The organism is Acinetobacter sichuanensis, from assembly GCF_003024515.2.
Taxonomy (GTDB): Bacteria; Pseudomonadota; Gammaproteobacteria; order Pseudomonadales; family Moraxellaceae; genus Acinetobacter; species Acinetobacter sichuanensis.
This window is the reverse complement of the sequence record NZ_PYIX02000007.1, coordinates 74,644-99,148: the sequence shown is the minus strand read 5'-3', so window position 1 is coordinate 99,148 and position 24,505 is coordinate 74,644. Positions and strand designations below refer to the sequence as shown.

Sequence of the window (24,505 nt, the reverse complement as noted above, 5' to 3'; positions counted from 1 at the left end):
CACTGGGGGTTATACAAGGGCAAAGATTTTAAGTGATAATGAATTAAACAACAAGCCATTTTAGTTAAATATTCTATTTGTTTATTCTTTATTCAGATATTTTATACAGTATTTTTTATTAATATTTGAAATAACTCTATTTTTTCTATTTTTACATAAATTAAAATAGATTTTTCAGTTAAATTCGCTACTATGTAGCTCAAAAGAATGACTTACAGAACAGCTCTAATTCCGTCAGTTTTTGGACAAATTAAGAACATATCATTAAGATTCAGTACGATGACTGTTTTCATAAGCAACATTCATTGATGTTAATTGTTACACTAGCAACTTAAAAATGCATTTGTATGAGGCTTCCTTCACATGACCATTGACTTTAAGCAAGATATTCTCGCGCCTGTTGCCACTGACTTTGCTGCAATGGATCAGTTTATTAATGAAGGGATTACGTCTAAAGTCGCACTCGTGATGGCTGTAAGTAAACATGTTGTTGAAGCTGGCGGTAAACGTATGCGCCCAATCATGTGCTTACTTGCAGCAAAGGCTTGTGGTGCAACAGATATGGAACCGTATCGTAAACTTGCTGCCATTATTGAAATGTTGCATACAGCAACGTTGGTTCATGATGATGTTGTAGATGAATCTGGTTTACGCCGTGGTCGCCCGACTGCCAATGCAACATGGAATAACCAAACTGCGGTATTAGTGGGTGATTTCCTGATTTCTCGTGCCTTTGACCTTTTGGTTGACCTTGATAATATGGTTTTACTGAAAGATTTTTCTACAGGAACATGTGAAATTGCGGAAGGCGAAGTTTTACAACTTCAAGCACAGCATCAACCTGAAACCACAGAACAAACCTATCTTGATATTATCCATGGTAAGACTTCTCGCCTCTTTGAACTTGCAACCGAAGGTGCTGCAATTTTAGCGGGTAAACCTGAGTACCGTGAACCATTACGTTTATTTGCAGGTCATTTTGGTAATGCATTCCAGATTATTGACGATATTTTAGATTACACCTCTGATGCAGAAACATTAGGTAAAAATATCGGTGATGATTTGATGGAAGGTAAACCAACTTTACCTTTAATCTCAGCTTTAAGAAATACAACAGGCGATGATCATGAAATTATTCGTAAAAGCATTGCAACAGGTGGCACTTCTGACTTAACACGTGTGATTGAAATTGTTCACAGTTCAGGGGCTTTAGAATATTGCAGCCAACGCGCTACCGAAGAAACTCAAGCCGCAATACGTGCTTTAGAACATTTGCCTGACAGTATTTATCGCCAAGCCTTGTTCAATTTGGCACAACTTGCTTTACATAGAATTCAATAAACTTAAGCTACATTTTTGCCTATGCATATAAAATTTAATGATATCTTTTTAAAAATGCAGGAACAGCTTGAGTCTCCTCAAGCTATTCCTGATGAATCTCTCCTTATTGAGTTGGTCAATCGTATTCGACCAGCCCATAGTCAAAATGCTGAACTTACACAGCAACATGTACAAGCTTTTATTCAAGCCTTACTCATTACGCCTACCGCTGCTTTAAATGTTCAAGGCTATTTACTTAAAATTATTAACCAACATAAACAAGCAAGTTTATATGCAGATAGCGGCATTTTGTCACTTGATGGCTTTTGGAGTCAGCTTTCACAGCGCTTGGGTGCTTATTTCTTACCTTTATTGAAAGATGAAACAGATTTACGTGATTTGGTGGGCAATGTATTTCATCAACGTACCGATAAATACTGGCTCGAACATATTAAAGACGCGCAATGGAATCAGCTTTTCCATATTTTGACACAAGGTCATTTTCTAAAAGCTGAACTCAATGTCAAACGTGAATTGATCACAGCCATTACAGTATTGTCTTATCGAATCAGTGGGATTGGCTTATATCCTGAATTTATTAATGCTTATCCTGAACTCAGTGAATATGAATCACCTTTCTTAGTTCAAAACCGTGAAATTATTGAGTTTATTGAGGCTTATAAAAAACAGCATCGAGATATCAATGAAATCGCGGTGCTTGCTCCTCCAGATGCTGACCAAGCTCTTGTCATGATTGAACAATGTCGTGATGTCGTACTTAAAATTCGTCGTGCAACCAAACGTATTGGTGTCAGTTTAAGTTTAACGTATTTATTATCTTTACTTGAGCAATGTCTTGATCGAGTAGAAATTTTACTCAATTTAATTGTTGAAGAAGATAAAGTACGTGCTGTTTCTTGTGGTGATTTGATCATTGATCTTGTACATGCTCACTACAATGAAACCAGTGTTCGACATTTGCTCAAAACCAATAGTGAGTTGATTGCGCTACAAGTAACAGAAAATGCCAGTAAAACGGGTGAGCATTATGTAAGTACCGATAAAAAAGGATTTTTGGGTATGTATAAAGCGGCTGCGGGTGCAGGCGTTATTATTGCTACAATGGCAACGTTAAAGATATTAACAGCGCGTTTAACACTTGCCCCACTCATGCAAGCTTTTTTATTCAGCATGAATTATTCATTAGGTTTTATGTTTATTCATGTCTTGCATTTTACTGTTGCAACCAAACAACCTGCAATGACAGCAGCAGCACTTGCTTCAACTGTACAACATCGAAAAGGCTCTAAAACAGCTCAGATTGCAGAACTCGCTGCCTTAATTATCAATATTATTCGCACCCAGTTTATTGCGATCTTGGGCAATATTTCTATCGCTATTCCTACGGCAGCCTTGATTACTTATTTTTGGCAAATAGCGATGCATGAACCGTTACTCTCGCATGCCAAAGCCAATGTCGTTTTGCATAGTTTAAATCCTTTTACATCTTTGGCTGTGCCACATGCTGCAATCGCGGGTGTTTGTTTATTTTTATCTGGCTTAATCGCAGGCTATTTTGACAATATGGCAGTCTATCGTAAGGTCAGTCCACGCTTGAAAGCACATGTCAAATTGAAAAATTTAATGGGTCAAAACAGGCTAAATAAATTTGCAGACTATATGGAGCGAAATTTAGGTGCTTTAGCAGGTAATTTTCTGTTTGGTATTATGCTAGGTAGCATGGGAACCATTGGTTTTATATTAGGTTTACCTTTAGATATTCGTCATATCGCTTTTGCGTCAGCCAACTTTATTCAAGGCTTAATGTGTGTCAATGGCTCACCTGATATTGGATTGATCGTCATTTCATTTTTAGGTGTTTTATTGATTGGGATGACAAACTTATTTGTTAGTTTTAGCCTGACGATTATTGTCGCACTCAAAGCAAGACAAGTTCGTTTTGAACAATGGAAACCTTTGGCAAAATTGGTATTTACTCATTTTTTTACAAGACCACTCGACTTTTTTTGGCCTCCAAAACAACCTTTGCAAGTAGAGGAACATTCCTCTTTAACGCATAAGAATGGTCATTAGTTAAATTGTTATCATTTTGTGCAAATGATTACAACTTGAAAAAAAAGAACTTACTATAAATTACTCATTTATAGTGACTTGAAAAAAAGTGTACTGGCTAGTACACTTCAGCACATTAATTAATCTCAACCATGTGATTAACCAAAGCAAGGTCATCTCATATGCCTTATATCTTTTTCTTCATTATTGGCTGTATTGGATTAAGTATAAGTTGTATTGGACTCAACATTTTGTATATACAACAACTTGATAGTTCTTCTATCATCTGGATGAGTTTACATCGTTCTGATTTTTTAAATCATATCGCTGTAGGTTTGTCTTATTTAGGTGGTTTACCTGCCATGTTGTTGGTTTGTGGGATATGGTGCTTACAACAAGCCTATGTCAAAAAATATGCAAATGTTGTGTTGATTAGTTTTAGCCTTTTAGGTGCTTCCGCTGTAGGTTGGATATTAAAATATTCTATTCAGCGTCCACGCCCTGAGGCAGCTTATCAAATGGTGCAAACCTATGGTGCATCATTTCCAAGTGCTCATAGCATATATGCCGCTGTACTTGCTTGTTTAATCATTTTTATATTTTATCGGCATGCTAAAGCAAAAATTTTAATCATATTTGCTAGTTTGTGGTGCCTAAGTATGGGATTTTCGAGGGTATATGTAGGTGCTCATTTTCCAACTGATGTACTTGCGGGTTGGAGTATCGGGTTTATCTGGATTTCTTTGATCTGGCTTTTGCTTTCGAAACAAATATTAAGTATGAACAAATTATTTTTAGATAAGAATCTAAACGAGGTGGAATAATGATGTCGGCAAAGCTTTGGGCGCCTGCTCTTACTGCTTGTGCTCTAGCAACAAGTCTTGCACTTGTGGGTTGTAGCAAAGATCCAAAAGATGCACAACAAGGTAGCGCTGCTGCTCAAAAAATGCCACCGACAGAAGTTGGTGTCATTGTTGCTCAACCACAAAGCGTTGAACAAACTGTAGAGCTCTCTGGGCGTACAGCAGCATACCAAATTTCTGAAGTTCGTCCACAAGCGAGTGGTGTAATTTTAAAACGTCTATTCTCAGAAGGTAGTTTTGTCCGTGAGGGTCAACCACTTTATGAGATTGATTCACGTATCAATCGTGCATCTGTTGAAAGTGCTCGTGCAAATTTAACACGTCAACAAGCAAATTTAGGACGCCAAGAAGCAACCATCGCTCGTCAACAAGCCAATTTAGGCGTGTTGCGTGTGAAAGAAGGTCGTTATCGTCAATTGGTTAGCTCAAATGCGATTTCTAAACAAGAATATGACGATGCTGTTGCACAAGTAAAATTAGCAGAAGCTGATCTAGCAGCAAGTAAAGCTGATTTTGCTGGTACACAAGCAGATATCAATGCAACACAAGCTGAACTGCGTAGTGCTGAAGTCAATCTTGGCTATTCTACTGTTCGTTCGCCTATTTCAGGTCAATCTGGACGTTCTAGTGTGACTGCTGGTGCTTTAGTGACTGCGAGTCAAGCAAATGCTCTCGTCACGATTCAACAGCTTGATCCAATTTATGTAGATATTAATCAATCAAGTGCTGAACTACTTCGTTTACGTCAACAACTTGCTCAAGGCAGTATTGACCGCAGTAATAATACGAAAGTTCGCTTAAAGCTTGAAGATGGCAGTATCTACCCTGTGGAAGGAAATCTTGCATTTTCTGATGCGAGTGTAAACCCTGATACAGGTTCTGTGACATTACGTGCTGTGTTCTCAAATCCAAATCACTTATTACTTCCTGGTATGTTTGCTAATGCGCAAATCGTACAAGGTGTGATTCCAAATGCCTATTTGATCCCTCAAGCTGCGATTACACGTACGCCTACAGGTCAAGCTATGGCTATGCTTGTCAATGCAAAAGGTCAAGTTGAATCTCGTCCTGTAACGACTTCTGGAATACAAGGTCAAAATTGGATTGTGACGGAAGGATTAAGCACAGGCGATAAAGTGATTGTTGATGGTATTGCTAAAGTCAAAGCTGAACAACAAGTTGTTGCTAAGCCTTATCAACCTCAAGCTGCTACACCACAAGGAGCAAATCCTAAAGCGGGTCAACCAAAAGCAGATGAAAAAGCACAACCAGCTCAGCAAAATAATACAACTGAACAAAAAGCTACTTCAGCATAAGGGGTAGACTCAATGGCTCAATTTTTTATTCATCGCCCAATCTTTGCATGGGTGATTGCGTTAGTCATTATGTTGGCGGGTGTTCTCACGCTAACAAAAATGCCGATTGCGCAATACCCAACGATTGCGCCACCAACAGTCACAATTTCTGCGACTTATCCTGGTGCATCTGCTGCAACTGTTGAAAATACAGTGACACAGATCATTGAACAACAAATGAATGGTTTGGATGGTTTACGTTACATCTCATCTAATAGTGCGGGTAATGGTCAAGCCTCTATTTCTTTAAACTTTGAACAAGGTGTCGATCCTGATATCGCGCAAGTTCAAGTACAAAATAAATTGCAATCTGCAACTGCACTCTTACCTGAAGATGTACAACGTCAAGGTGTACGAGTAACGAAGTCTGGTGCAAGTTTCTTACAAGTTTTAGCGTTCTACTCTGAGTCAGATAGTCTGTCAGCAAACGATATTAAAGACTATGTAAACTCAAATATTTCTGAACCTTTAAGCCGCGTTGCGGGTGTAGGTGAAGTTCAAGTATTTGGTGGCTCTTATGCGATGCGTATTTGGCTTGATCCTGCAAAATTGACAAGTTTAGGCATTACACCAAGTGATGTTGCAGGAGCAATCCGTGCGCAAAACTCACAAGTTGCTGTGGGTCAATTAGGTGGTGCACCATCAATTCAAGGGCAAGTTCTCAATGCCACAGTCAATGCACAAAGCATGCTTACAACACCTGAGCAGTTCAAGAATATTTTCTTGAAAAATACGGCTGATGGTGCTCAAGTACGTTTAGGTGATGTTGCACGTGTTGAACTCGGTGCTGATAACTATCAATTTGACTCTAAATTTGATGGTAAACCTGCAGGTGGTGTGGCAATTAAACTTGCTACAGGTGCGAATGCTTTAGATACAGCAAAAGCTGTTGAAGCACGCATGGTCGAGTTACGTAAAAACTATCCTGCGGGTATGAAAGATAAATTGGCATTTGATACAACGCCATTTATTAAATTATCCATTGAAAGTGTAGTACATACCTTAATTGAAGCCATTATTTTGGTTTTCTTGGTGATGTTCTTATTCTTACAAAACTGGCGTGCAACCATTATTCCAACAATGGCTGTACCTGTTGTTGTATTGGGTACATTTGCGGTTATTAATGTTTTTGGTTTCTCAATCAATACCTTGACCATGTTTGCCATGGTGCTTGCAATCGGTCTATTAGTCGATGATGCGATTGTTGTTGTTGAGAACGTTGAACGTGTCATGGTGGAAGATCATCTTGACCCTGTAGAAGCAACAGAACTTTCAATGAAACAGATCTCTGGTGCATTGATTGGTATCACATCTGTATTGACTGCTGTATTCGTTCCAATGGCATTCTTTGGTGGAACAACTGGGGTAATTTACCGTCAGTTCTCTATTACACTTGTAACTGCAATGGTTTTATCCTTGATCGTTGCCCTCACCTTTACTCCTGCGCTTTGTGCTACGATTTTAAAACAGCATGATCCACATAAAAAACCAAGCAATAACATCTTTGCGCGTTTCTTTAGATGGTTCAATGATGCCTTTGATCGTACTGCTGAAAAGTACAAAGGTGGTGTAAACTTCATGACACACCATAAAATATTCTCAGGAATTATTTATGCAGGTGTGATTGCAGTATTAGTTGTATTGTTCAAAATGTTACCATCTTCGTTCCTTCCCGAAGAAGACCAAGGTGTGGTCATGACTTTGGTGCAATTGCCACCAAATGCAACTTTAGACCGTACTGACAAAGTGATCGATACGATGACTAAATACTTTATGGAAAATGAGAAAAAATCTGTAGAGTCTGTATTTAGTGTTTCAGGTTTCTCATTTACAGGTGTAGGTCAAAACGCTGGTTTAGCATTTATTCAGTTGAAAGATTGGAAAGATCGTACAACACCTGAACAACAAATTGGTGAAATCATTAAACGTGGTATGGCACTCAATATGATTGCCAAAGACGCGTCATATGTTATGCCTTTACAGTTACCAGCAATGCCTGAATTAGGTGTTACTGCAGGCTTTAACTTCCAGTTAAAAGCGGCTGGTGGTCAAAGCCATGAGCAACTTCTTGCAGCACGTAATGCTATCTTAGGAATGGCATCACAAGACAAACGCTTAACAGGTGTTCGTCCAAATGGTCAAGAAGATACACCTCAATATCAAATTAATATTGATCAAGCACAAGCTGGTGCAATGGGCGTAAGTATTGCAGACATTAACTCAACCATGAGCATGGCTTGGGGTGGTTCATACATTAACGACTTTATTGATCGTGGTCGTGTGAAAAAGGTTTATGTTCAAGGCGATGCAAATGCACGTATGATGCCTGAAGACTTAAACAAGTGGTATGTACGTAATAATAAAGGTGAAATGATTCCTTTCTCTAGTTTCGCAACTGGACAATGGACTTATGGCTCACCTCGTTTAGAGCGTTATAACGGTATCGCTTCAATGAACATCCAAGGTTCACCTGCTCCTGGTGTAAGTTCGGGTGATGCAATGCTCGCAATGGAAGAAATTGTTGCAAAACTTCCATCTATGGGCTTACAAGGTTTTGACTATGAATGGACAGGTTTATCGTTAGAAGAACGTGAGTCTGGCGACCAAGCACCATTCTTATATGCGCTTTCATTACTCATTGTATTCTTATGTCTTGCTGCACTTTATGAAAGCTGGTCAATTCCATTCTCAGTATTACTGGTTGTTCCACTTGGTATTGTGGGTGCGATGGGCTTAACTTGGTTAGGTATGGTGCTTTCAGGCGATCCAAATCTTTCAAATAACATCTATTTCCAAGTTGCAATTATTGCAGTCATCGGTTTATCTGCAAAAAATGCGATCTTGATTGTAGAATTTGCCAAAGAGTTACAAGAAAAAGGTGAAGAACTGTTTGAAGCAACACTTCATGCAGCAAAAATGCGTTTACGTCCAATTATCATGACAACTTTAGCATTTGGTTTTGGTGTACTTCCATTGGCTTTAGCAAGTGGTGCTGGTGCAGGTAGCCAACACTCTGTGGGTTATGGTGTATTGGGTGGGGTAATTAGCTCAACATTACTCGGTATTTTCTTTATTCCTGTATTCTTCGTATGGATCCGTAGTATCTTTAAATACAAACCTAAGAATCAAAATCTCCAGGAGCAAAAATCGTGATGCAAAATCTATGGTCTATTTCAGGTCGTGGCATTGCGGTATCTGCACTTGCGCTTGCTTTGACTGCATGTCAAAGCATGCGTGGCCCAGAACCCGTAGCACAAGCCAATATTCCGACTAATTATCTTGAAAGTGCATCGGGTACGTCTATTGCTGAACAAGGTTATAAAGAATTTTTTGCAGATCAACGCTTGCTCCAAGTCATTGATCTTGCATTAACCAATAACCGTGATTTACGTACAGCAACGCTAAATATTCAACGTGCACAACAACAGTATCAAATTACTGAAAACAACCAACTGCCAACGATTGGCGCAAGTGGTAGTGTATTACGCCAAGATCAAGGCGTTGGTGCACAAACACGTTATAATGTTGGCTTAGGTGTGACTGCATATGAATTAGACTTTTGGGGTCGTGTTCGTAGCTTAAAAGACAATGCCTTAGATAGTTATTTGGCAACAGCAAGTGCACGTGATGCAACGCAAATTTCTTTAATTGGTCAAGTGGCACAAGCTTGGCTTAATTATTCATTTGCGAATGCTCAATTGAAACTTGCAGATCAAACGCTAAAAGCACAACTTGACTCTTATAACCTCAACAAAAAACGTTTTGATGTAGGTATTGATAGTGAAGTTCCTGTACGTCAGGCACAAATTTCTGTAGAAACTGCGCGTAATGATGTGGCTAACTACAAAACGCAAATTGCTCAAGCGCAAAACTTGCTTAATTTGTTAGTAGGACAAACTGTTCCTGCAAACTTATTGCCAACTCAACGTGTTAATAAAATCACCAATAACTCCGCTTTAGCGGCTGGTTTACCAAGTGATTTATTAACACATCGTCCTGATGTACGCGCTGCTGAATATAAACTTTCAGCAATGGGTGCAAATATCGGTGCAGCAAAAGCACGTTTATTTCCAACCATTAGCCTAACAGGTTCGGCAGGTTATGCTTCTACTGATTTAAGTGACTTATTTAAATCAGGTGCATTTGTATGGTCTTTAGGTCCAAGTCTTGATATTCCACTTTGGGACTGGGGCACACGTAAAGCCAATGTAAAAATTTCAGAAACCGATCAAGAAATTGCTTTATCTGATTATGAAAAATCAATTCAAGTGGCTTTCCGTGAAGTAAACGATGCTCTAGCAACTCGTCAAAATATCGGCGAGCGTCTTGCAGCACAACGCCGTTTAGTTGATGCAACCAATACAACTTATAAGCTTTCAAATGCTCGCTTCCGTGCTGGTATTGATAGCTTCTTAACAGTATTAGATGCTCAACGCTCTTCATACTCATCGGAACAAGGTTTGTTATTGCTTGAACAAGCAAACTTAAATAACCAAGTTGAGTTATACAAAACCTTAGGTGGTGGTGTAAAAGCCAATACATCTGACCAAATTGTTGTACAGCCTTCTACTGCTGAGATTAAACAACAATCTGGACAAGCTAAATAATTTTTATATTTAAATCAGCTCACTTCGGTGAGCTTTTTTATGAAAAACACTCACCCTTTCAAATCAGAAAAATAAAATGTCTCATCATCAAACACAACTTCTATCTGATATATGTACTTTTTTAGAGCGTTTTTCGATTTCATATCAAAGCTTAGATTTTGAAATCACTGAGTATATTAACCACTCTTTAACACCTTTTTGGCGTGGTTCAACAAGCAAAATTGATTGGGAACTCTGCTCGACTACACCTGTTCAAAAAATAGAATTTCCGTTCTTTACTCCAATTGACGCTCAAATCACGCAACAACTTATAGAACAAGCCAATTTTCGTGTACTACAACATCGACAGATCATTTTATATTTTTCAGGTATGAGTTCATGCCTATTACTCGAAAGTAGTGAATTTCAAAATACTATTTTCTATTTTATGGATGAATTTTGTTATTTAGACACCTTTTTCATATTTGCAGCACCATCTATTTTAGAGCACCAGAAAATAAGTGATTTTTTAGAAATTCAACTATTTCAATACTTTTGTGGGCATATATAAATTTTTCAACATTTAGACTGATCTTATATCACCCAAAATCATATTCTGGCTAAAGTCCTAAATGCACAAAATGAAATCTATTCACCTATAACTTCTGCCGTTTATGCATCATTTCTAGTAAATATGATCAAAAATCACGCACCACTTATCGAAGTTTTGACTGATACTTCCACTTTCATAAAACATAAAATGTGATATTCAATATTATGAAAAAAAATTATTGATTATTTTTCAATAGTTTAAGTTAAAAATCATATCACAAAAATGCACCATTATAGTGCATAAAATCCGACTTGGTGCAACGCTTTGCTTTATATCGAGTCTTGGCTTGTCTTCTCGATTTTTGATCAATTTTTCCCTTATCTTCGCCTCTTCACGACTCAAAATAGCTCGTTATACTTGAACCAAACTGTGACATATAGCACCAAATAAGTACCCTATGCAAAATATCGACCTTCTATTTCTTCTTCTCGGTGCAATTCTTGTACTTGCAATGCATGCAGGATTTGCTTTTTTAGAACTTGGCACGGTTCGCCATAAAAATCAGGTGAATGCGCTCAGTAAAATTTTGACTGATTTCTCTATTTCCGCAATCGCCTATTTTTTTGTAGGTTATTATATTGCTTATGGTCAGCATTTTTTCCATTCAGGTGCGCAACTTTCTGCTGAACATGGCTATAACCTCATGCGCTGTTTCTTTTTACTGACTTTTGCTGCTGCAATTCCTGCCATTATTTCAGGTGGAATCGCTGAACGCGCCAAAATGCGAACACAAGCCATTGCAACATTATTTTTAGTGGCTTTGGTTTATCCTTTTTTTGAAGGAATTGCTTGGAATGGTAATTTTGGATTACAAGAATGGCTAAAAAATACATTTGGTGCATCTTTTCATGACTTTGCAGGTTCCGTGGTCGTACATGCTGTAGGTGGTTGGATGGCATTAGCTGCTGTCATTTTATTGGGTGCTCGTCATGGTCGTTATAAGAAAGATGGTCGTGTCAGTGCACATCCACCTTCTTCTATTCCTTTTTTAGCACTTGGCTCTTGGATTTTAATCGTAGGCTGGTTTGGCTTTAATGTCATGAGCGCACAACGCTTAGATGCAATTTCAGGTTTAGTTGCCATCAACTCACTCATGGCAATGGTCGGCGGCACGATTTCTGCTAACTTTTTTGGTAAGGAAGACCCTGGGTTTTTACATAACGGTCCATTAGCAGGTTTAGTTGCAATTTGTGCAGGCTCAGATATTGTGCATCCTATCGGTGCATTGTTGATTGGTATGTGTGCAGGATTCTTTTTTGTCAAACTCTTTACTTATACACAAAATAAACTAAAAGTTGACGATGTACTTGGTGTATGGCCATTACATGGTGTGTGTGGTGCTTTTGGTGGCATCGCTGTGGGCTTATTCGGGCAAAAATGGTTAGGTGGTTTAGGTGGCGTTGCAATGATGTCACAAATTTTAGGGACTATTTTTGCGATTATTATTGCTTTAGCTGGCGCATTTACTGTCTATGGTATTTTAAAAGTCACAATGGGTATTCGCCTCAGCCAAGAAGATGAATTTCGTGGTGCAGACCTTTCCATTCACAAAATTTCAGCAAACTCTGAAGATGCTATTTTCTAGCAATGACTTTCTATATTTAACAGCAACAATGGATGTTGCTGTTTTTATTTATAAATAATCTAAAACCTGTTGTAATGAATCAATGCGATGAGGAATATGCTCAACATCTTGATGAAAACCATTTAACAATATTGCATTCAAACCCGCACCTGTTGCACCTGCATAATCATTGATAGGATGATCACCAATATATAAACTTTGTGCTGGCTGAACCTGTAAACGCTGACAAGTTTGCAAAAAAATTTCAGGTTTAGGCTTACTTACGCCAACCAATTCAGAACTGATAATTTCATCAAAATAATGACTAAATGCTAAACCTTCTAAAATTTTTAAACGTGTTGCATGACCACCATTAGAAATTACAGCCAATTTATACTGTTGCCCTTGTAAATATTGCAATAATTCTACAGCACCTTGCATGGCAACTGCTGCTAAACCAAACTGTTGAAACCAATAATGTGTTAATTCTTCAAGATGAGGTGTTTTTGACCAAAGTAATTCTTGAGTGAGCGCATAACCAACGGATGCGGCAATACTCGGATGAGTTAAAAACTCTTTTTTAGGATATCCTCCCTGATCAATCCGTCGAATAATATGTACAGTTTGCTCTAATAAGCTTACTGATGGAGCTACCTGCTCGACTAAACAAGAAGAATAATATTGTAAAAAATTTTGGGCATAACGCACTATGCTTTGATCTCTATGCGTTAAAGTATTATCTAAATCAAAAATTACCGCTTGAATATTCATAATCATTCATCAAAATAAAACAGCATTTTCTATTCAAAATGCACAGATAGATTAATCCTCATTTAAGTTTAAACTGTTTAAATGATCAACTATATTTCCATCTATCTTTTACATTTAATTCGATATGCTTCTATCAAAATTTAATAAAATAGCATTAACCTATATATTTATTAGCCTAATCACTTTTGCAATATTATGGTTCTTTTTTCCTATTGGTGGTGCAATAGATCAATATCTTATTCATCCTTGGATGGATCAATCTGGACATTTTTTGTATCGTGATAATTACTATTTAGTACAATGGAACCATAAGTATTTAAAATATCTACTCATTATTGTTTATGTGAGTTTTCTATCTTTATGGCTTGCCTCTTTTAAATTAGAAAAACTAAAACCTTCTCGCTGGCTTTATGGTTATATGTTTTGGGTGAGTTTATTTTCAATGGCTGTGATTGGTCTATTAAAATCACAATCTCGCCATGCATGCCCATGGAATATGATTCAAACGACAAGCTCTGGATTTAATTGGGATTTTTCTGCAACACAAGGACATTGCTTTCCGGGGGGACATGCTTGTTCAGGTTTTGCCTTAATGACAGGGTATTTCGTTTATCGTTTGGCTTCAGCTCGACGTGCTTATATTTTTCTTGGTTTAGGGCTCATTTTAGGTTTTGTGATGGGTTGGGGACAAATGATGCGAGGTGCACATTTTCTCAGCCATAACCTTTGGACTGCTTGGGTTATTTTTGCGATCAATGCATTCTTATATCTTATTTTCTATAAAAAATTTAAAGCAGCATAATTTAATGATTACTAGGAAAAACCACCATTCTTTTAAATATCAGTAATTTGAAAAATATTATGATTAATTACCCTTATACTCAAAAGTTAGATCAAACGTCATGATAGGTAAAAAGGTTCAGTTTGAGCCCTTTTACCTCATCTCATAGAAAAATATCACTATCAAATTGTAAATACAAAATTGATCAATTTTTCATTACTTTTCAATCAACTGTGTAGGTAACTTTACTAAAACCTCAAGCCCACCCAACTCTTCACTGCGTAAAAGCTGTAACTCACCATGTAAATGCTGTACTGCTTTATCTACAATTGATAGACCCAAACCACTTCCAACTTCTAAGTGATGATGCACACGATAGAAACGTTTCAGCACTTTGTCATATAAGTCAGCGTCTATGCCTGCTCCACTGTCTTCTATCTTGATCCATGCAAAGCCATGTAGATCTTCAAAAACTGAGATGTTAATAATACCTGTATTAGGCGTATATTTAATTGCGTTATCAATTAAGTTAAAAATAATCGAATGAACACTTTGTTCAATACTATACATTTGCACAGTATCATTTCTTAAAAAACCTAAATCAATGTCCTTTTGCATGGCTAAGTTAACCAATTGCTCAACACAATTTAATGCCACATCATTTAACTGAAAATGAGTTGCGATGCGTTCATGTCTTAAAGATGAATCTTGTTTTGCAAGTGCTAAAAGTTGTGTAACTAAGTGCTGCATGCGGGCTAAACCTTTACTTAAATTTAATAAGTTAGGGTCTTCAGGAAACTGACTCATTAAAATTTTAGTTTGTAAATTTAAAGCTGTTATTGGTGTCCTGAGTTCGTGTGCCGCATCTGCTACAAATTGACGCTGTTCTTGTTGCGATAACGAAATTCGTTCAAATAAATGATTCATTTCATTGATCGTAGGGATTAATTCTTGAGGATAATCATTATTTTGAATAGAAGATAAAGAGTTCGGATCACGTCGTGATAATTCAGACTTAAACGTATCCAAAGGTCTTAAACTTCGGCGAATAATTAAAATCAAACCCAATAAAGCCAGTGGCATAATCACTAAGTAGGGCAAAAACATCGTCCCTGCTAATTCAAAAGCGAGGTGTTCTCTGACTTTAAATTGTTGGCTAATTTGAATCTGATATTGTTCAGTAGGCAGCACATAAGCGATCCATGTACCATGTTCAGTTTCTTGGGTATAAAATCCTGCTTTAGTTTTAGGTTCAATCAGATAATGATTTTCATGGGTTAAATCTTTACGTTCAGAATATGCCCAAACATCAACAAATAAGTCTTCTTCATGATAACGTTTTTGATGACTAAATTGACTTTCTAAAGGACGAACATTTTTCTCCAAACGTTCAGCCAAATACACCATTTGTGCATCTAAAATTTCAGTCGTTTCATGTAAAGAAATTTTATATGCAGTGAAAATAAGCACGCATCCTAAGATGACACTAAATAAAGAAACATAAGCGATTAAACGCTTTCGAAGGGAATAGTGCTGATTTTCTTTCATATACTAAGCTACGCTTTGCCCTAGTCGATATCCCAAACCACGAATTGTACGAATAAAATCTTTACCTAATTTTGAACGAATGTGATGTACATAAACTTCTATGGTATTACTATTAATTTCACTATCTAAAGCATATAACTTATCTTCTAAATTGGCTTTGGAAAATATTTTGTTTGGATGAGTCATCAATGGAATAAGAATTGCCCATTCACGTTTAGAAAGCTCTACAGCTTCGCCTTTGAATATGGCTAGATGCTGTTCCACATCTAAAACAAGATCACCATTTTTAAGAATTTCAGCATTTGCCTGTAAAGACTTAGTTTGGTTTGCACGTCTTAATAAGGCTTGAATACGTGCAATTAACTCGTCAAATTCGTACGGTTTAATCAGATAATCATCTGCTCCTTGGTTTAAACCATCCACACGATTTTGTAACTGATCACGCGCTGAAATAATTAATACAGGTGTTGTTACACGTTGACGGATTTGTTTTAGCACCTGCATGCCATCCATCAGAGGCAAACCCAAATCAAGTAAAATCAAATCAAATTGTTGCTGAGTTAACTGTTTGATGCCATCTAAACCGTTATTGACCCATTCCACTTCATATTGATGAAAACGCAACAATGTCAGCGTTGATTCAGCAATCATAAAATCATCTTCTATCATTAAGATTTTGGTCATGTTTGATTTCCTTTAGCTACGTACAGCGCATTGACTGAGCATATTGTTCTTTTGGTTAATCACTTGGATTTTCACATCTAACAAACTTAAGACACTTGGAAATAAATTATCCTGACTTAGAGATTTATTTTTTTGTGCCGCTAAACACTCAATTTGTTGAGCATGAGATTTTTTCCAATCATCTGAAAACCAAAGAATCATAGGTACATGTGTTTGCTGTGTTGGTGCAATTGCATAGGGCGCGCCATGTAAATACATTCCGTGTTCACCTGTCGACTCACCATGATCAGAGAGATACCAAAAACCAGTACGATATTGTGTTTGGGTTTTCAATAATTCAATCACTTGATTCAGTACATCATCAGTATACACAATCGTATTATCATAACTGTTTAATAATTCTTCACGTGTACATCCTTGAATCGCATTTGTATCACAAGTAGGCTTAAATTTTTGATACTGCGCTGATGCTCGTTTGTAATACGCAGGACCATGACTGCCCATTTGATGCAATACAATTAAACGTGGTGTTTTATCATCTTTTGGAATTTCAGATAAATATTGTTTTAAACTATCAACCAAAATACCATCTAAACACTCCTCATCTTTACACCATTTTTGTTTTAAGTTTTCAGGAATTTTGTACTGCTCTACACGATTACATGTGCCCTTACACCCTGAATTATTATCAATCCACGTTACTTTATAACCTGCACGTTGCGCGATATCTAACATACCTTCACGATGACTTGCCAATTGCTCATCATATTCCTTTCTTGGCATACCAGAGAACATACATGGGACAGAAACTGCTGTCGCTGTGCCACATGAGCTCACTTGGCTATAGTTTAAAATTCCTGTCTGTTTTGATAAATTTGGATTGGTATTTTTAGCGTAACCATTTAAAGAAAAACTTTCAGCACGTGCCGTTTCACCCACAACCAACACCATAAGTTTAGGATGGCGTTGTGTTGAAGTATCTTCAACTAAATGAGCATCTTCACCATAATGAATCAAAGGTAAATTTTGTTTAGGTGCTCTTTTATGAAAATAAGAACTGGTTGCAGCAAAGACATTTTGCGGAGAAATCATCCCTTTTAAATCACGATGCTCGCGGAAAATAGCTGCAAAATCGACATAATAAATAAACAAAAAGCAACCAATTACAGCTATAGATGCAAAAGCACTCGCCACTTTTTTTAAGATAACTTTAGACCATGATTCTGTACCGATCTGTATCCACAACACAAAAGCGATTGGCAAAACAACAAAAGCAAAAACCCATAATATAAAACGTAATGAGATCAAATCACGAACCTCAGCAGGATCCGTTTGCATCATATTTTGGACTTGATCAGGTGAAATCACTACACCTAAAGAATTCACAAAATATGCACTAAATCCGCCTACAAAAAGCAACACTATCGTGATGACTTTCTGCGTCCATTTCCATGCAAAAATTTGTAAAATTAAGTTATATAATGCAACTAAAATACAGGCTGTTGCTGCTAAAAAAACATAAGATTTAAAGCCTTGATAAGGCGTTAACCGATGAATTTGTTGATAAAATGCAAAATTTAAACATACACCCAGCCACACAGCCATTAATAAACTAAATACTGTAAGAGAAACTGTTCTTTTTTTATCTGTAATTTTCTGAATAAAGCCTAACATCTCGGTCTGATCAACTCATAAAAGATGCTTTACTTTAAAAAATGAACCTTAAGAATCACTTAATTTAAACTGAATTGGCTTTAAGAAAACACTTTAATACCATGAAAAAAATCAATTTTTCTAGATGCCATTTTATTACATTGGTTTAATTTTCATCTTTTCTTGAGTTAAAAAAATACGATACCATAATATTAATGGTATAAAACTAACCAAACCGATCGCCAAAATTACCACTAAATAATGGAAATAACCTAAAGCATCGCCCAAAATACCACTTAGGCTATATAACAACCCACTCACCAATGCCATGATTGATACTTGAAATGTAAAGTCAGTCCCTGCATGGCTTTTACGACTATATTGCATCACTAAAGTTAAAATAACGACCAATAGCATTGCAGAAAACATGTCTTCTAAGGCATTGATCAAATAAATCAAATGCGTATTGATCTGCTGTTGATATTCAAATTGATATGCCAAAGCGACATAACCGAAAAGACTCAATAACTTTAAAAGTGAAAAGATAATTAAAGCCTGAGCACGAGAAAAATAGTGTAAAAATACACTTGCTATAGCAGCACCACCTAACGCAGCTACAGCACCAAGCATGGTGATATAAATACCTATTTGTGCATAAGATAGCCCCAAGTCAACCAATAAAGGTTTCGTTATGGGTCCCATTAAGCCATCTGTAATTTTTATACTGCAAAGCACAATCAACCAATACAACATCATTTTACTTTGAACAAAATAATGCAAATATGCTTTTAGTTTGGGTAATACGTCATGCGGAATGAGCTTGTCATTTTTGCTGGTTTTTTCAAAATTGATCTGATGAATAGGCTCTTTATAAAATAAAATAGGAAAAATATTCAGTAATACAATACCTGCCAAAACCCAAAATGTCGTTTGCCATGTCAAACGATCAAGTGCCCATAAAATTGCCCCACCACCAACAATAAAACCCAGTCGAGAACCTACAACCTGAAACATATTGCCCCAGTGTTGTTGCTCTCCTTTTAAAATATTGACTACCAAAGCATCTGTTGCAATATCTTGTGTGGCACCAATGCCATTCATGAGTAACAAAGCAATAAAGAACCCAAACAAATACATCGGCTGATTGAGTGCTTGAATGGGTAAAAAGGACAAAATGATTAAGATCATCACAATCAAAAGCTGGCTAGGTACAATCCAACTTCGATAATGCCCCCAAGCTGATCCCCCAAAACGGTCAACCCAAGATGCCCATAAAACTTTGATTGCCCAAGGTGCCATCAATAAACCAAAGCCACCGATATGTGCTAATGACACGCCTTGCGCACGTAAAATCACAGGCAGTGCATGCGTCATAAAACCCACAGGTAAACCTTGTGCCCAATACAAAGAAAAGAGCAAAACATATAAATGTGATGCTTTTGCTATATTAAGATTGACCTTTTCATACACCTGAGCTGCGCTCCAACACGCTTATATTGACCAATTATTACAATTTATCCATGTAATCTTTTACTTGAAAGTTTAATATTTACAAATAGTTTTAGCTTGATGTAAAAACAATGACATTACATTTTCCAGAACTACCCGATCAAGTTCCCCAACGAGGAACCAAAAAAAGTAGAGCTTTATTTAGAAAACTATATCTTGCACAAGGTTGGCGCTTTGAGGGCGAATTTCCAAATTTGCCTAAAGCAGTTGCGATTGTGTCACCACATACCTCAAACTTTGATGGTTTATATGCTTTTTTAGCCATGCTTGGCATTGGCTTGCGTGTCACTATTTTTGGAAAAGATAGCTTATTTAAGCCCCCTTTTGACCGTATTTTTAAATGGATTGGTGTCATTCCTGTACAACGTGACTCGCCGCATGGTCTCACCGAGCAAATCGTTAAGGTGATACAACATACTGAAAAAATTTGGATAGCAATAGCACCTGAAGGCACGCGTAACAAAGCTGAAAAAATAAAAAGTGGTTTTTACCACATCGCAGTAGGTGCACACATTCCAATTGTAATGTTTGCTTTAGATTATGACCATAAAGTGATTCGTTGTTTAGGTGTATTACACCCAAGCGGAGATTATGAAGCCGATTTAGCATGTATTTTTCAGTATTATGAAGGTAATTTTTCACCTAAAAACCCTGAGCGTCTGGCAAAACCGTTACAAAAACTGTTTAAAAAGCGCTAGAAAATAGCGGCGTAATCTGTTCAGATGATGCCCATATTTTGCCTCATTGATGAATAGACAAGTACCATGCAAGTGAAACATTTCGGTCTGATTGGTTTAATGGGTTTAGCCCTTGTTGGTTGTGATAAAACGACACAAACACCACCCAAAACCTCTACAACAATTCAAGCACGTGAACCTATCATTGCCCTTGCACTTGGCGGCGGCGGTGCTAAAGGTTTTGCGCATATTGGTGTGATTAAAGTGCTCGAATCGCATGGAATTAAACCTAAAATTGTGACAGGTACAAGTGCAGGCAGCTTTGTTGGTAGTATTTATGCAAGCGGTAAAACACCTTATCAAATGCAACAAATTGCTCAACAGCTTAAAGAGTCAGATCTTCGTGATTTAACCTTAAACAGACAAGGGATTGTATTAGGTGAAAAACTCCAAAACTATGTCAATAGTAATGTGAGTAATAAACCAATTGAAAAATTTCCAATCCGCTTTGCTGCGGTTGCAACACGTTTAGATAACGGCAAAAAAGCTGAGTTTATTAAAGGTAATGCAGGTCAAGCTGTACGTGCTTCTTGTAGTATTCCCAATGTTTTTGTACCTACGACCATTGGTAAAACTCAATATGTAGATGGTGGCTTAGTCAGCCCTATTCCTGTGCAAACAGCCAAAAATATGGGGGCTGATATCGTCATTGCTGTTGATATTTCCGCACGCCCTTCAGGCAGCCAACCGATCAATATGTGGGGTTTACTCGACCAAACCATCAATATTATGGGGCAACAAAGTATTAACTCTGAACTTTCACAAGCCAACATTGTGATTCAACCTAAAGTTGGGCATTTAGGTACTTTAGATTTAAAAGCAAGTAATCAAGCCATTTTAGAAGGTGAAAAAGCAGCACAATTGAAGATCACTGCCATTCAAGCTGCGATTAACAATTTCAAAAAATCTCCAGCAGCTTTTAAACCTGCACCCAAAGCAGCAATTTAATTTTGCTCAAGCTGAAAATTTGATGTAATACATCTACTCAAATAAACTGATTTTTTAATACTCAATCTAGTTTTGATCTGTTACATTGATATAGATGATCCGTCATCTATATCAATGATCACAATTCGAGTAGATGTATGAATTTTATTATAGAACCTTGGCACTGGTTAGTGTTGGGCGTTTTGCTCATGATTGCTGAGCTCATTTTACCTTCTTTTGCTGCTCTGTTATTTGGTATTGCAGCTATGCTTGTTGCCGTATTTTCTTGGCTTTTTCCATCCTTATCTTTTTCAACCCAAGTCATTCTTTGGATTATTTTTTCAATCACATGCACCGTACTTTGGTTTAAATTCATTAAACCGCTTTCCATTGATAAAACTAAAGCGGGTTTACCGCGTGAAGCCACAATTGGTCAAGTTGGCATGGTGATTCAAATCAACTTAGCACATGATCAAGTCAAAGTTCGTTTTCCTATGCCTGTTTTAGGTGCTGATGAATGGAACTGTCGAACACTTTCTCCTGTTGCTGTAGGTGATCGGGTTCGTGTCATTGATATTTTGGGTAATGATTTAGTCATTCAGCCCCATCAAAGCACATCATCTTTATAATGATTTTTAAAAATGAGGAATAAAAAATGTCAGTTGCTTCAATTATTGTATTAGCACTCTTAGTTTTTGTTGGTGTCACTATTTTTAAAGGTGTACGTATTGTTCCCCAAGGTTATAAATGGATTGTGCAGCGTTTAGGAAAATATGATAGTACTCTAAATCCTGGGCTCAATTTTATCATTCCTTATGTGGATGAAGTTGCTTATAAAATTACCACCAAAGATATAGTCTTAGATATTCCCTCCCAAGAAGTGATTACACGTGACAATGCTGTACTTTTAATGAATGCTGTCGCCTATATTAATATTACTACTCCCGAAAAAGCAGTTTATGGTATTGAGAATTATACATGGGCGATTCAAAACCTTGTACAAACCTCACTACGTTCTATCGTGGGAGAAATGGATTTAGATGATGCATTATCTTCACGTGACCATATTAAAGCAAAGCTAAAAGCAGCGATTTCAGATGACATTTCCGACTGGGGTATTACGCTAAAAACTGTTGAAATTCAAGATATTCAGCCTTCACCAACCATGCAATCAGCAATGGAAGCACAAGCCGCAGCCGAGCGCCAACGCCGTGCTACAGTGACCAAAGCAGATGGTGAAAAACAAGCTGCTATTTTAGAGGCAGATGGTCGCTTAGAAGCGTCTCGTCGTGATGCAGAAGCCCAAGTGGTCTTAGCTGAAGCATCACAAAAAGCCATCGAAATGGTGACCAGTGCAGTTGGAGATAAAGAAATTCCTGTCGCATATTTATTGGGTGAACAATATGTGAAAGCCATGCAAGACATGGCAAAATCTAACAATGCCAAAACTGTTGTCTTGCCTGCTGATATCCTAAATACGATTCGTGGCGTTATGGGTCGAAATCAATAATTTATATAATTTTCAAATAAATAGGTCATTTTCAAATGACCTATTTTTATTTTGCACAATAAATAGTCAGCAAAAATTGTGAATTTATGCTTAAATTTCACGTTATTTTTGAAATTTAATCATTTCAATTGTTGTCCACCATACACTTGGATTGCGTATGAGCTCCCTAGACCCTACCTTAATTACCTTTATTTTTTATATAGTCGCCATGTTGGTTATTGGCTTAATGGCTTACCGAGCAACTCAAGATTTTTCTGACTATATTTTAGGTGGACGTCGTTTAGGAAGTTTCGTCACTGCCTTATCGGCAGGTGCATCTGATATGAGTGGCTGGTTACTCATGGGCTTACCAGGCGCGATTTACTTATTTGGTTTATCCAAAATCTGGATCGCTGTTGGTCTCATCATCGGTGCATGGCTCAACTGGCTGTTGGTGGCAGGTCGTTTACGTGTACATACTGAAATACAAAACAATGCGTTAACCTTACCTGATTATTTTTCAAATCGCTTTGATGATCGCAAAAAAGTCTTACGTATCATTTCAGCAATGGTCATTCTGATTTTCTTTGCAGTTTATTGTGCTTCTGGCATGGTAGCAGGTGCTCGTCTTTTCGAAGGTATGTTTGACATGTCATACAATAATGCCCTTTGGATTAGTGCGATTGCGACCATCAGTTATGTATTTATTGGTGGCTTCTTAGCAGTCAGTTGGACAGATACCATTCAAGCAACTTTGATGATTTTTGCTTTATTACTGACCCCTATCGTTACCATTTTGAGCATTGGTGATTTATCACATGTCACTATGGCACTTGAAGCTGCTCGCCCACAAGCTCTAGATTTATTTACCAATTTAAGTACAGTTGCTGTGTTGTCATCTTTGGCTTGGGGTTTAGGCTATTTTGGTCAACCGCATATTCTTGTGCGCTTTATGGCAATTGACTCAGTAAAATCTATTCCAAATGCACGTCGTATCGGAATGAGTTGGATGATTCTCTGTTTAGGTGGTGCAGTTACAGCAGGCTTCTTTGGTATTGCATTCTTCTATTTAAATCCAGAATTAGCGAGCAATGTAACAGCAAATCATGAAACGATTTTTATAGAATTAACCAAGATTTTATTTAATCCATGGATTGCAGGTATTGTACTTGCTGCAATTTTGGCTGCTGTTATGAGTACATTAAGCTGTCAGTTGTTGGTCTGCTCAAGCACTTTGACTGAAGATTTTTATAAAGCTTTTATTCGTAAAAATGCCTCACAAAAAGAGTTGGTTTGGATCGGTCGATTAATGGTTTTACTGATCGCAATTTTAGCGATTGTACTGGCACATGATCCTGATTCAGAAGTTTTGGGCTTAGTTGCAAATGCTTGGGCAGGCTTTGGTGCAGCGTTTGGTCCACTGATTATTTTATCTTTGTTCTGGAAACGTATGACGTTGTCAGGTGCAATTGCGGGTATGGTCGTGGGTGCTGTGGTTGTGATTCTTTGGGTCACTGTTCCTCAACTCATTCAGACAGATCTTTATTCGATTATTCCGGGCTTTATGGCTTCTATGATTGCCATTATTGTGGTGAGTTTAGCGAGTAAAAAACCAAATACTGCAATTATTGAGCGTTTTGAAAAAGCAGATCAACTCTACCAAGAATCAAAATAAAAGCGTATTCTATAAGTTATTGAAAATAGGGTTCAAAAGAGCCCTATTTTTAATTCAAACAACTTGAATTTCTTAAAATATAATCATAAACATACGTTGGAAAATAAAATTGAAAAAACTTAAACATTTATATCTTAGACCACAAGACCCACCTTTTATTTGGCTTGCTTCTTTCGTTTTTATTGCAAAAAAAGAACAATGGACAAAGGGAGAAATTCAAAAAATTGTCCAGACTGTTAAACACTTAGATGCTGCATCATGTTATCAAACATTGACGAGTTTTATAGAAAATCACAAATAAATCGAGTCTTAGAAAAAATAAAAGTTGAAATCTAAATCGGTTTTAGATTTCAACTT

At 37.2% G+C, this 24,505-nt stretch carries 20 protein-coding genes; 15 read left to right on the top strand and 5 right to left on the bottom strand.

Annotation, left to right across the window (positions count from 1 at the left end; genetic code table 11):
* Positions 1-363 precede the first annotated feature (363 nt).
* The 8 genes from sdsA to C9E89_RS06760 all read left to right on the top strand — a co-directional run bounded on the left by sdsA (position 364) and on the right by C9E89_RS06760 (position 12,395).
* Complete coding sequence (sdsA, locus tag C9E89_RS06795) at positions 364-1,341, top strand: All-trans-nonaprenyl-diphosphate synthase (protein WP_107007499.1); 978 nt, start codon at positions 364-366, stop codon at positions 1,339-1,341.
* 21 nt (positions 1,342-1,362) lie between these two features.
* Entirely contained in the window at positions 1,363-3,414 is a 2,052-nt protein-coding gene (locus C9E89_RS06790; protein WP_107007498.1) for a site-specific recombinase, read from the top strand.
* A gap of 161 nt (positions 3,415-3,575) precedes the next feature.
* On the top strand, positions 3,576-4,217 hold the full coding sequence (locus tag C9E89_RS06785; RefSeq protein WP_107007497.1) for a phosphatase PAP2 family protein: 642 nt from the start codon (positions 3,576-3,578) through the stop codon (positions 4,215-4,217).
* Complete coding sequence (locus C9E89_RS06780) at positions 4,217-5,572, top strand: efflux RND transporter periplasmic adaptor subunit (protein WP_107007496.1); 1,356 nt, start codon at positions 4,217-4,219, stop codon at positions 5,570-5,572. Before C9E89_RS06785 ends, C9E89_RS06780 begins: the two co-directional genes overlap by 1 nt.
* 12 nt (positions 5,573-5,584) lie before the next feature.
* Positions 5,585-8,764, top strand: a complete 3,180-nt coding sequence (gene adeJ, locus C9E89_RS06775; RefSeq protein ID WP_107007495.1) for a multidrug efflux RND transporter permease subunit AdeJ — start codon at positions 5,585-5,587, stop codon at positions 8,762-8,764.
* Positions 8,764-10,218 carry a multidrug efflux RND transporter AdeIJK outer membrane channel subunit AdeK gene (adeK, locus tag C9E89_RS06770; protein WP_107007494.1) on the top strand — a complete coding sequence of 485 codons (1,455 nt, stop codon included), beginning with the start codon at positions 8,764-8,766 and terminating at the stop codon, positions 10,216-10,218. The genes adeJ and adeK overlap by 1 nt, the downstream gene beginning before the upstream one ends.
* 76 nt (positions 10,219-10,294) lie before the next feature.
* Entirely contained in the window at positions 10,295-10,768 is a 474-nt protein-coding gene (locus C9E89_RS06765) for a hypothetical protein (RefSeq protein WP_107007493.1), read from the top strand.
* 439 nt (positions 10,769-11,207) lie between these two features.
* Positions 11,208-12,395: an ammonium transporter gene (locus C9E89_RS06760; protein WP_107007492.1), complete on the top strand. Its 1,188-nt coding sequence runs from the start codon at positions 11,208-11,210 to the stop codon at positions 12,393-12,395.
* 48 nt (positions 12,396-12,443) lie between these two features.
* On the opposite strand, the gene C9E89_RS06755 is transcribed toward C9E89_RS06760, so the two are convergent.
* Complete coding sequence (locus C9E89_RS06755; RefSeq protein WP_107007491.1) at positions 12,444-13,145, bottom strand: HAD family hydrolase; 702 nt, start codon at positions 13,143-13,145, stop codon at positions 12,444-12,446.
* 124 nt (positions 13,146-13,269) lie between these two features.
* Between C9E89_RS06755 and C9E89_RS06750 the strand changes: the two genes are divergently transcribed.
* Positions 13,270-13,947, top strand: a complete 678-nt coding sequence (locus C9E89_RS06750; protein ID WP_107007490.1) for a phosphatase PAP2 family protein — start codon at positions 13,270-13,272, stop codon at positions 13,945-13,947.
* Positions 13,948-14,142: 195 nt separating this feature from the next.
* On the opposite strand, the gene C9E89_RS06745 is transcribed toward C9E89_RS06750, so the two are convergent.
* From C9E89_RS06745 to C9E89_RS06730, 4 genes are all read right to left on the bottom strand, one after another.
* Complete coding sequence (locus tag C9E89_RS06745) at positions 14,143-15,474, bottom strand: ATP-binding protein (protein ID WP_107007489.1); 1,332 nt, start codon at positions 15,472-15,474, stop codon at positions 14,143-14,145.
* Between the two features lie 3 nt (positions 15,475-15,477).
* Positions 15,478-16,158: a response regulator transcription factor gene (locus C9E89_RS06740; protein WP_107007488.1), complete on the bottom strand. Its 681-nt coding sequence runs from the start codon at positions 16,156-16,158 to the stop codon at positions 15,478-15,480.
* A 12-nt stretch (positions 16,159-16,170) separates the two neighbouring features.
* Complete coding sequence (locus C9E89_RS06735) at positions 16,171-17,832, bottom strand: phosphoethanolamine transferase (protein ID WP_107007487.1); 1,662 nt, start codon at positions 17,830-17,832, stop codon at positions 16,171-16,173.
* A gap of 135 nt (positions 17,833-17,967) precedes the next feature.
* Complete coding sequence (locus tag C9E89_RS06730) at positions 17,968-19,257, bottom strand: MFS transporter (RefSeq protein WP_107007525.1); 1,290 nt, start codon at positions 19,255-19,257, stop codon at positions 17,968-17,970.
* 134 nt (positions 19,258-19,391) lie between these two features.
* Here C9E89_RS06730 and C9E89_RS06725 point away from each other — a divergent pair, with 134 nt between their 5' ends.
* The 6 genes from C9E89_RS06725 (at position 19,392) to C9E89_RS06700 (ending at position 24,449) form a co-directional block, all read left to right on the top strand.
* On the top strand, positions 19,392-20,018 hold the full coding sequence (locus C9E89_RS06725) for a lysophospholipid acyltransferase family protein (RefSeq protein ID WP_107007486.1): 627 nt from the start codon (positions 19,392-19,394) through the stop codon (positions 20,016-20,018).
* A gap of 66 nt (positions 20,019-20,084) precedes the next feature.
* Positions 20,085-21,005 (top strand): patatin-like phospholipase family protein, encoded by a 921-nt coding sequence (locus C9E89_RS06720; RefSeq protein ID WP_107007485.1) that lies wholly within the window; start codon positions 20,085-20,087, stop codon positions 21,003-21,005.
* A 137-nt stretch (positions 21,006-21,142) separates the two neighbouring features.
* Entirely contained in the window at positions 21,143-21,613 is a 471-nt protein-coding gene (locus tag C9E89_RS06715) for an NfeD family protein (protein ID WP_107007484.1), read from the top strand.
* Between the two features lie 26 nt (positions 21,614-21,639).
* On the top strand, positions 21,640-22,494 hold the full coding sequence (locus C9E89_RS06710; protein ID WP_107007483.1) for an SPFH domain-containing protein: 855 nt from the start codon (positions 21,640-21,642) through the stop codon (positions 22,492-22,494).
* Between the two features lie 157 nt (positions 22,495-22,651).
* Positions 22,652-24,148: a sodium/proline symporter PutP gene (gene putP, locus C9E89_RS06705; protein ID WP_107007482.1), complete on the top strand. Its 1,497-nt coding sequence runs from the start codon at positions 22,652-22,654 to the stop codon at positions 24,146-24,148.
* Positions 24,149-24,257: 109 nt separating this feature from the next.
* Positions 24,258-24,449 (top strand): hypothetical protein, encoded by a 192-nt coding sequence (locus C9E89_RS06700; RefSeq protein WP_107007481.1) that lies wholly within the window; start codon positions 24,258-24,260, stop codon positions 24,447-24,449.
* The last annotated feature ends 56 nt before the right edge of the window (positions 24,450-24,505 follow it).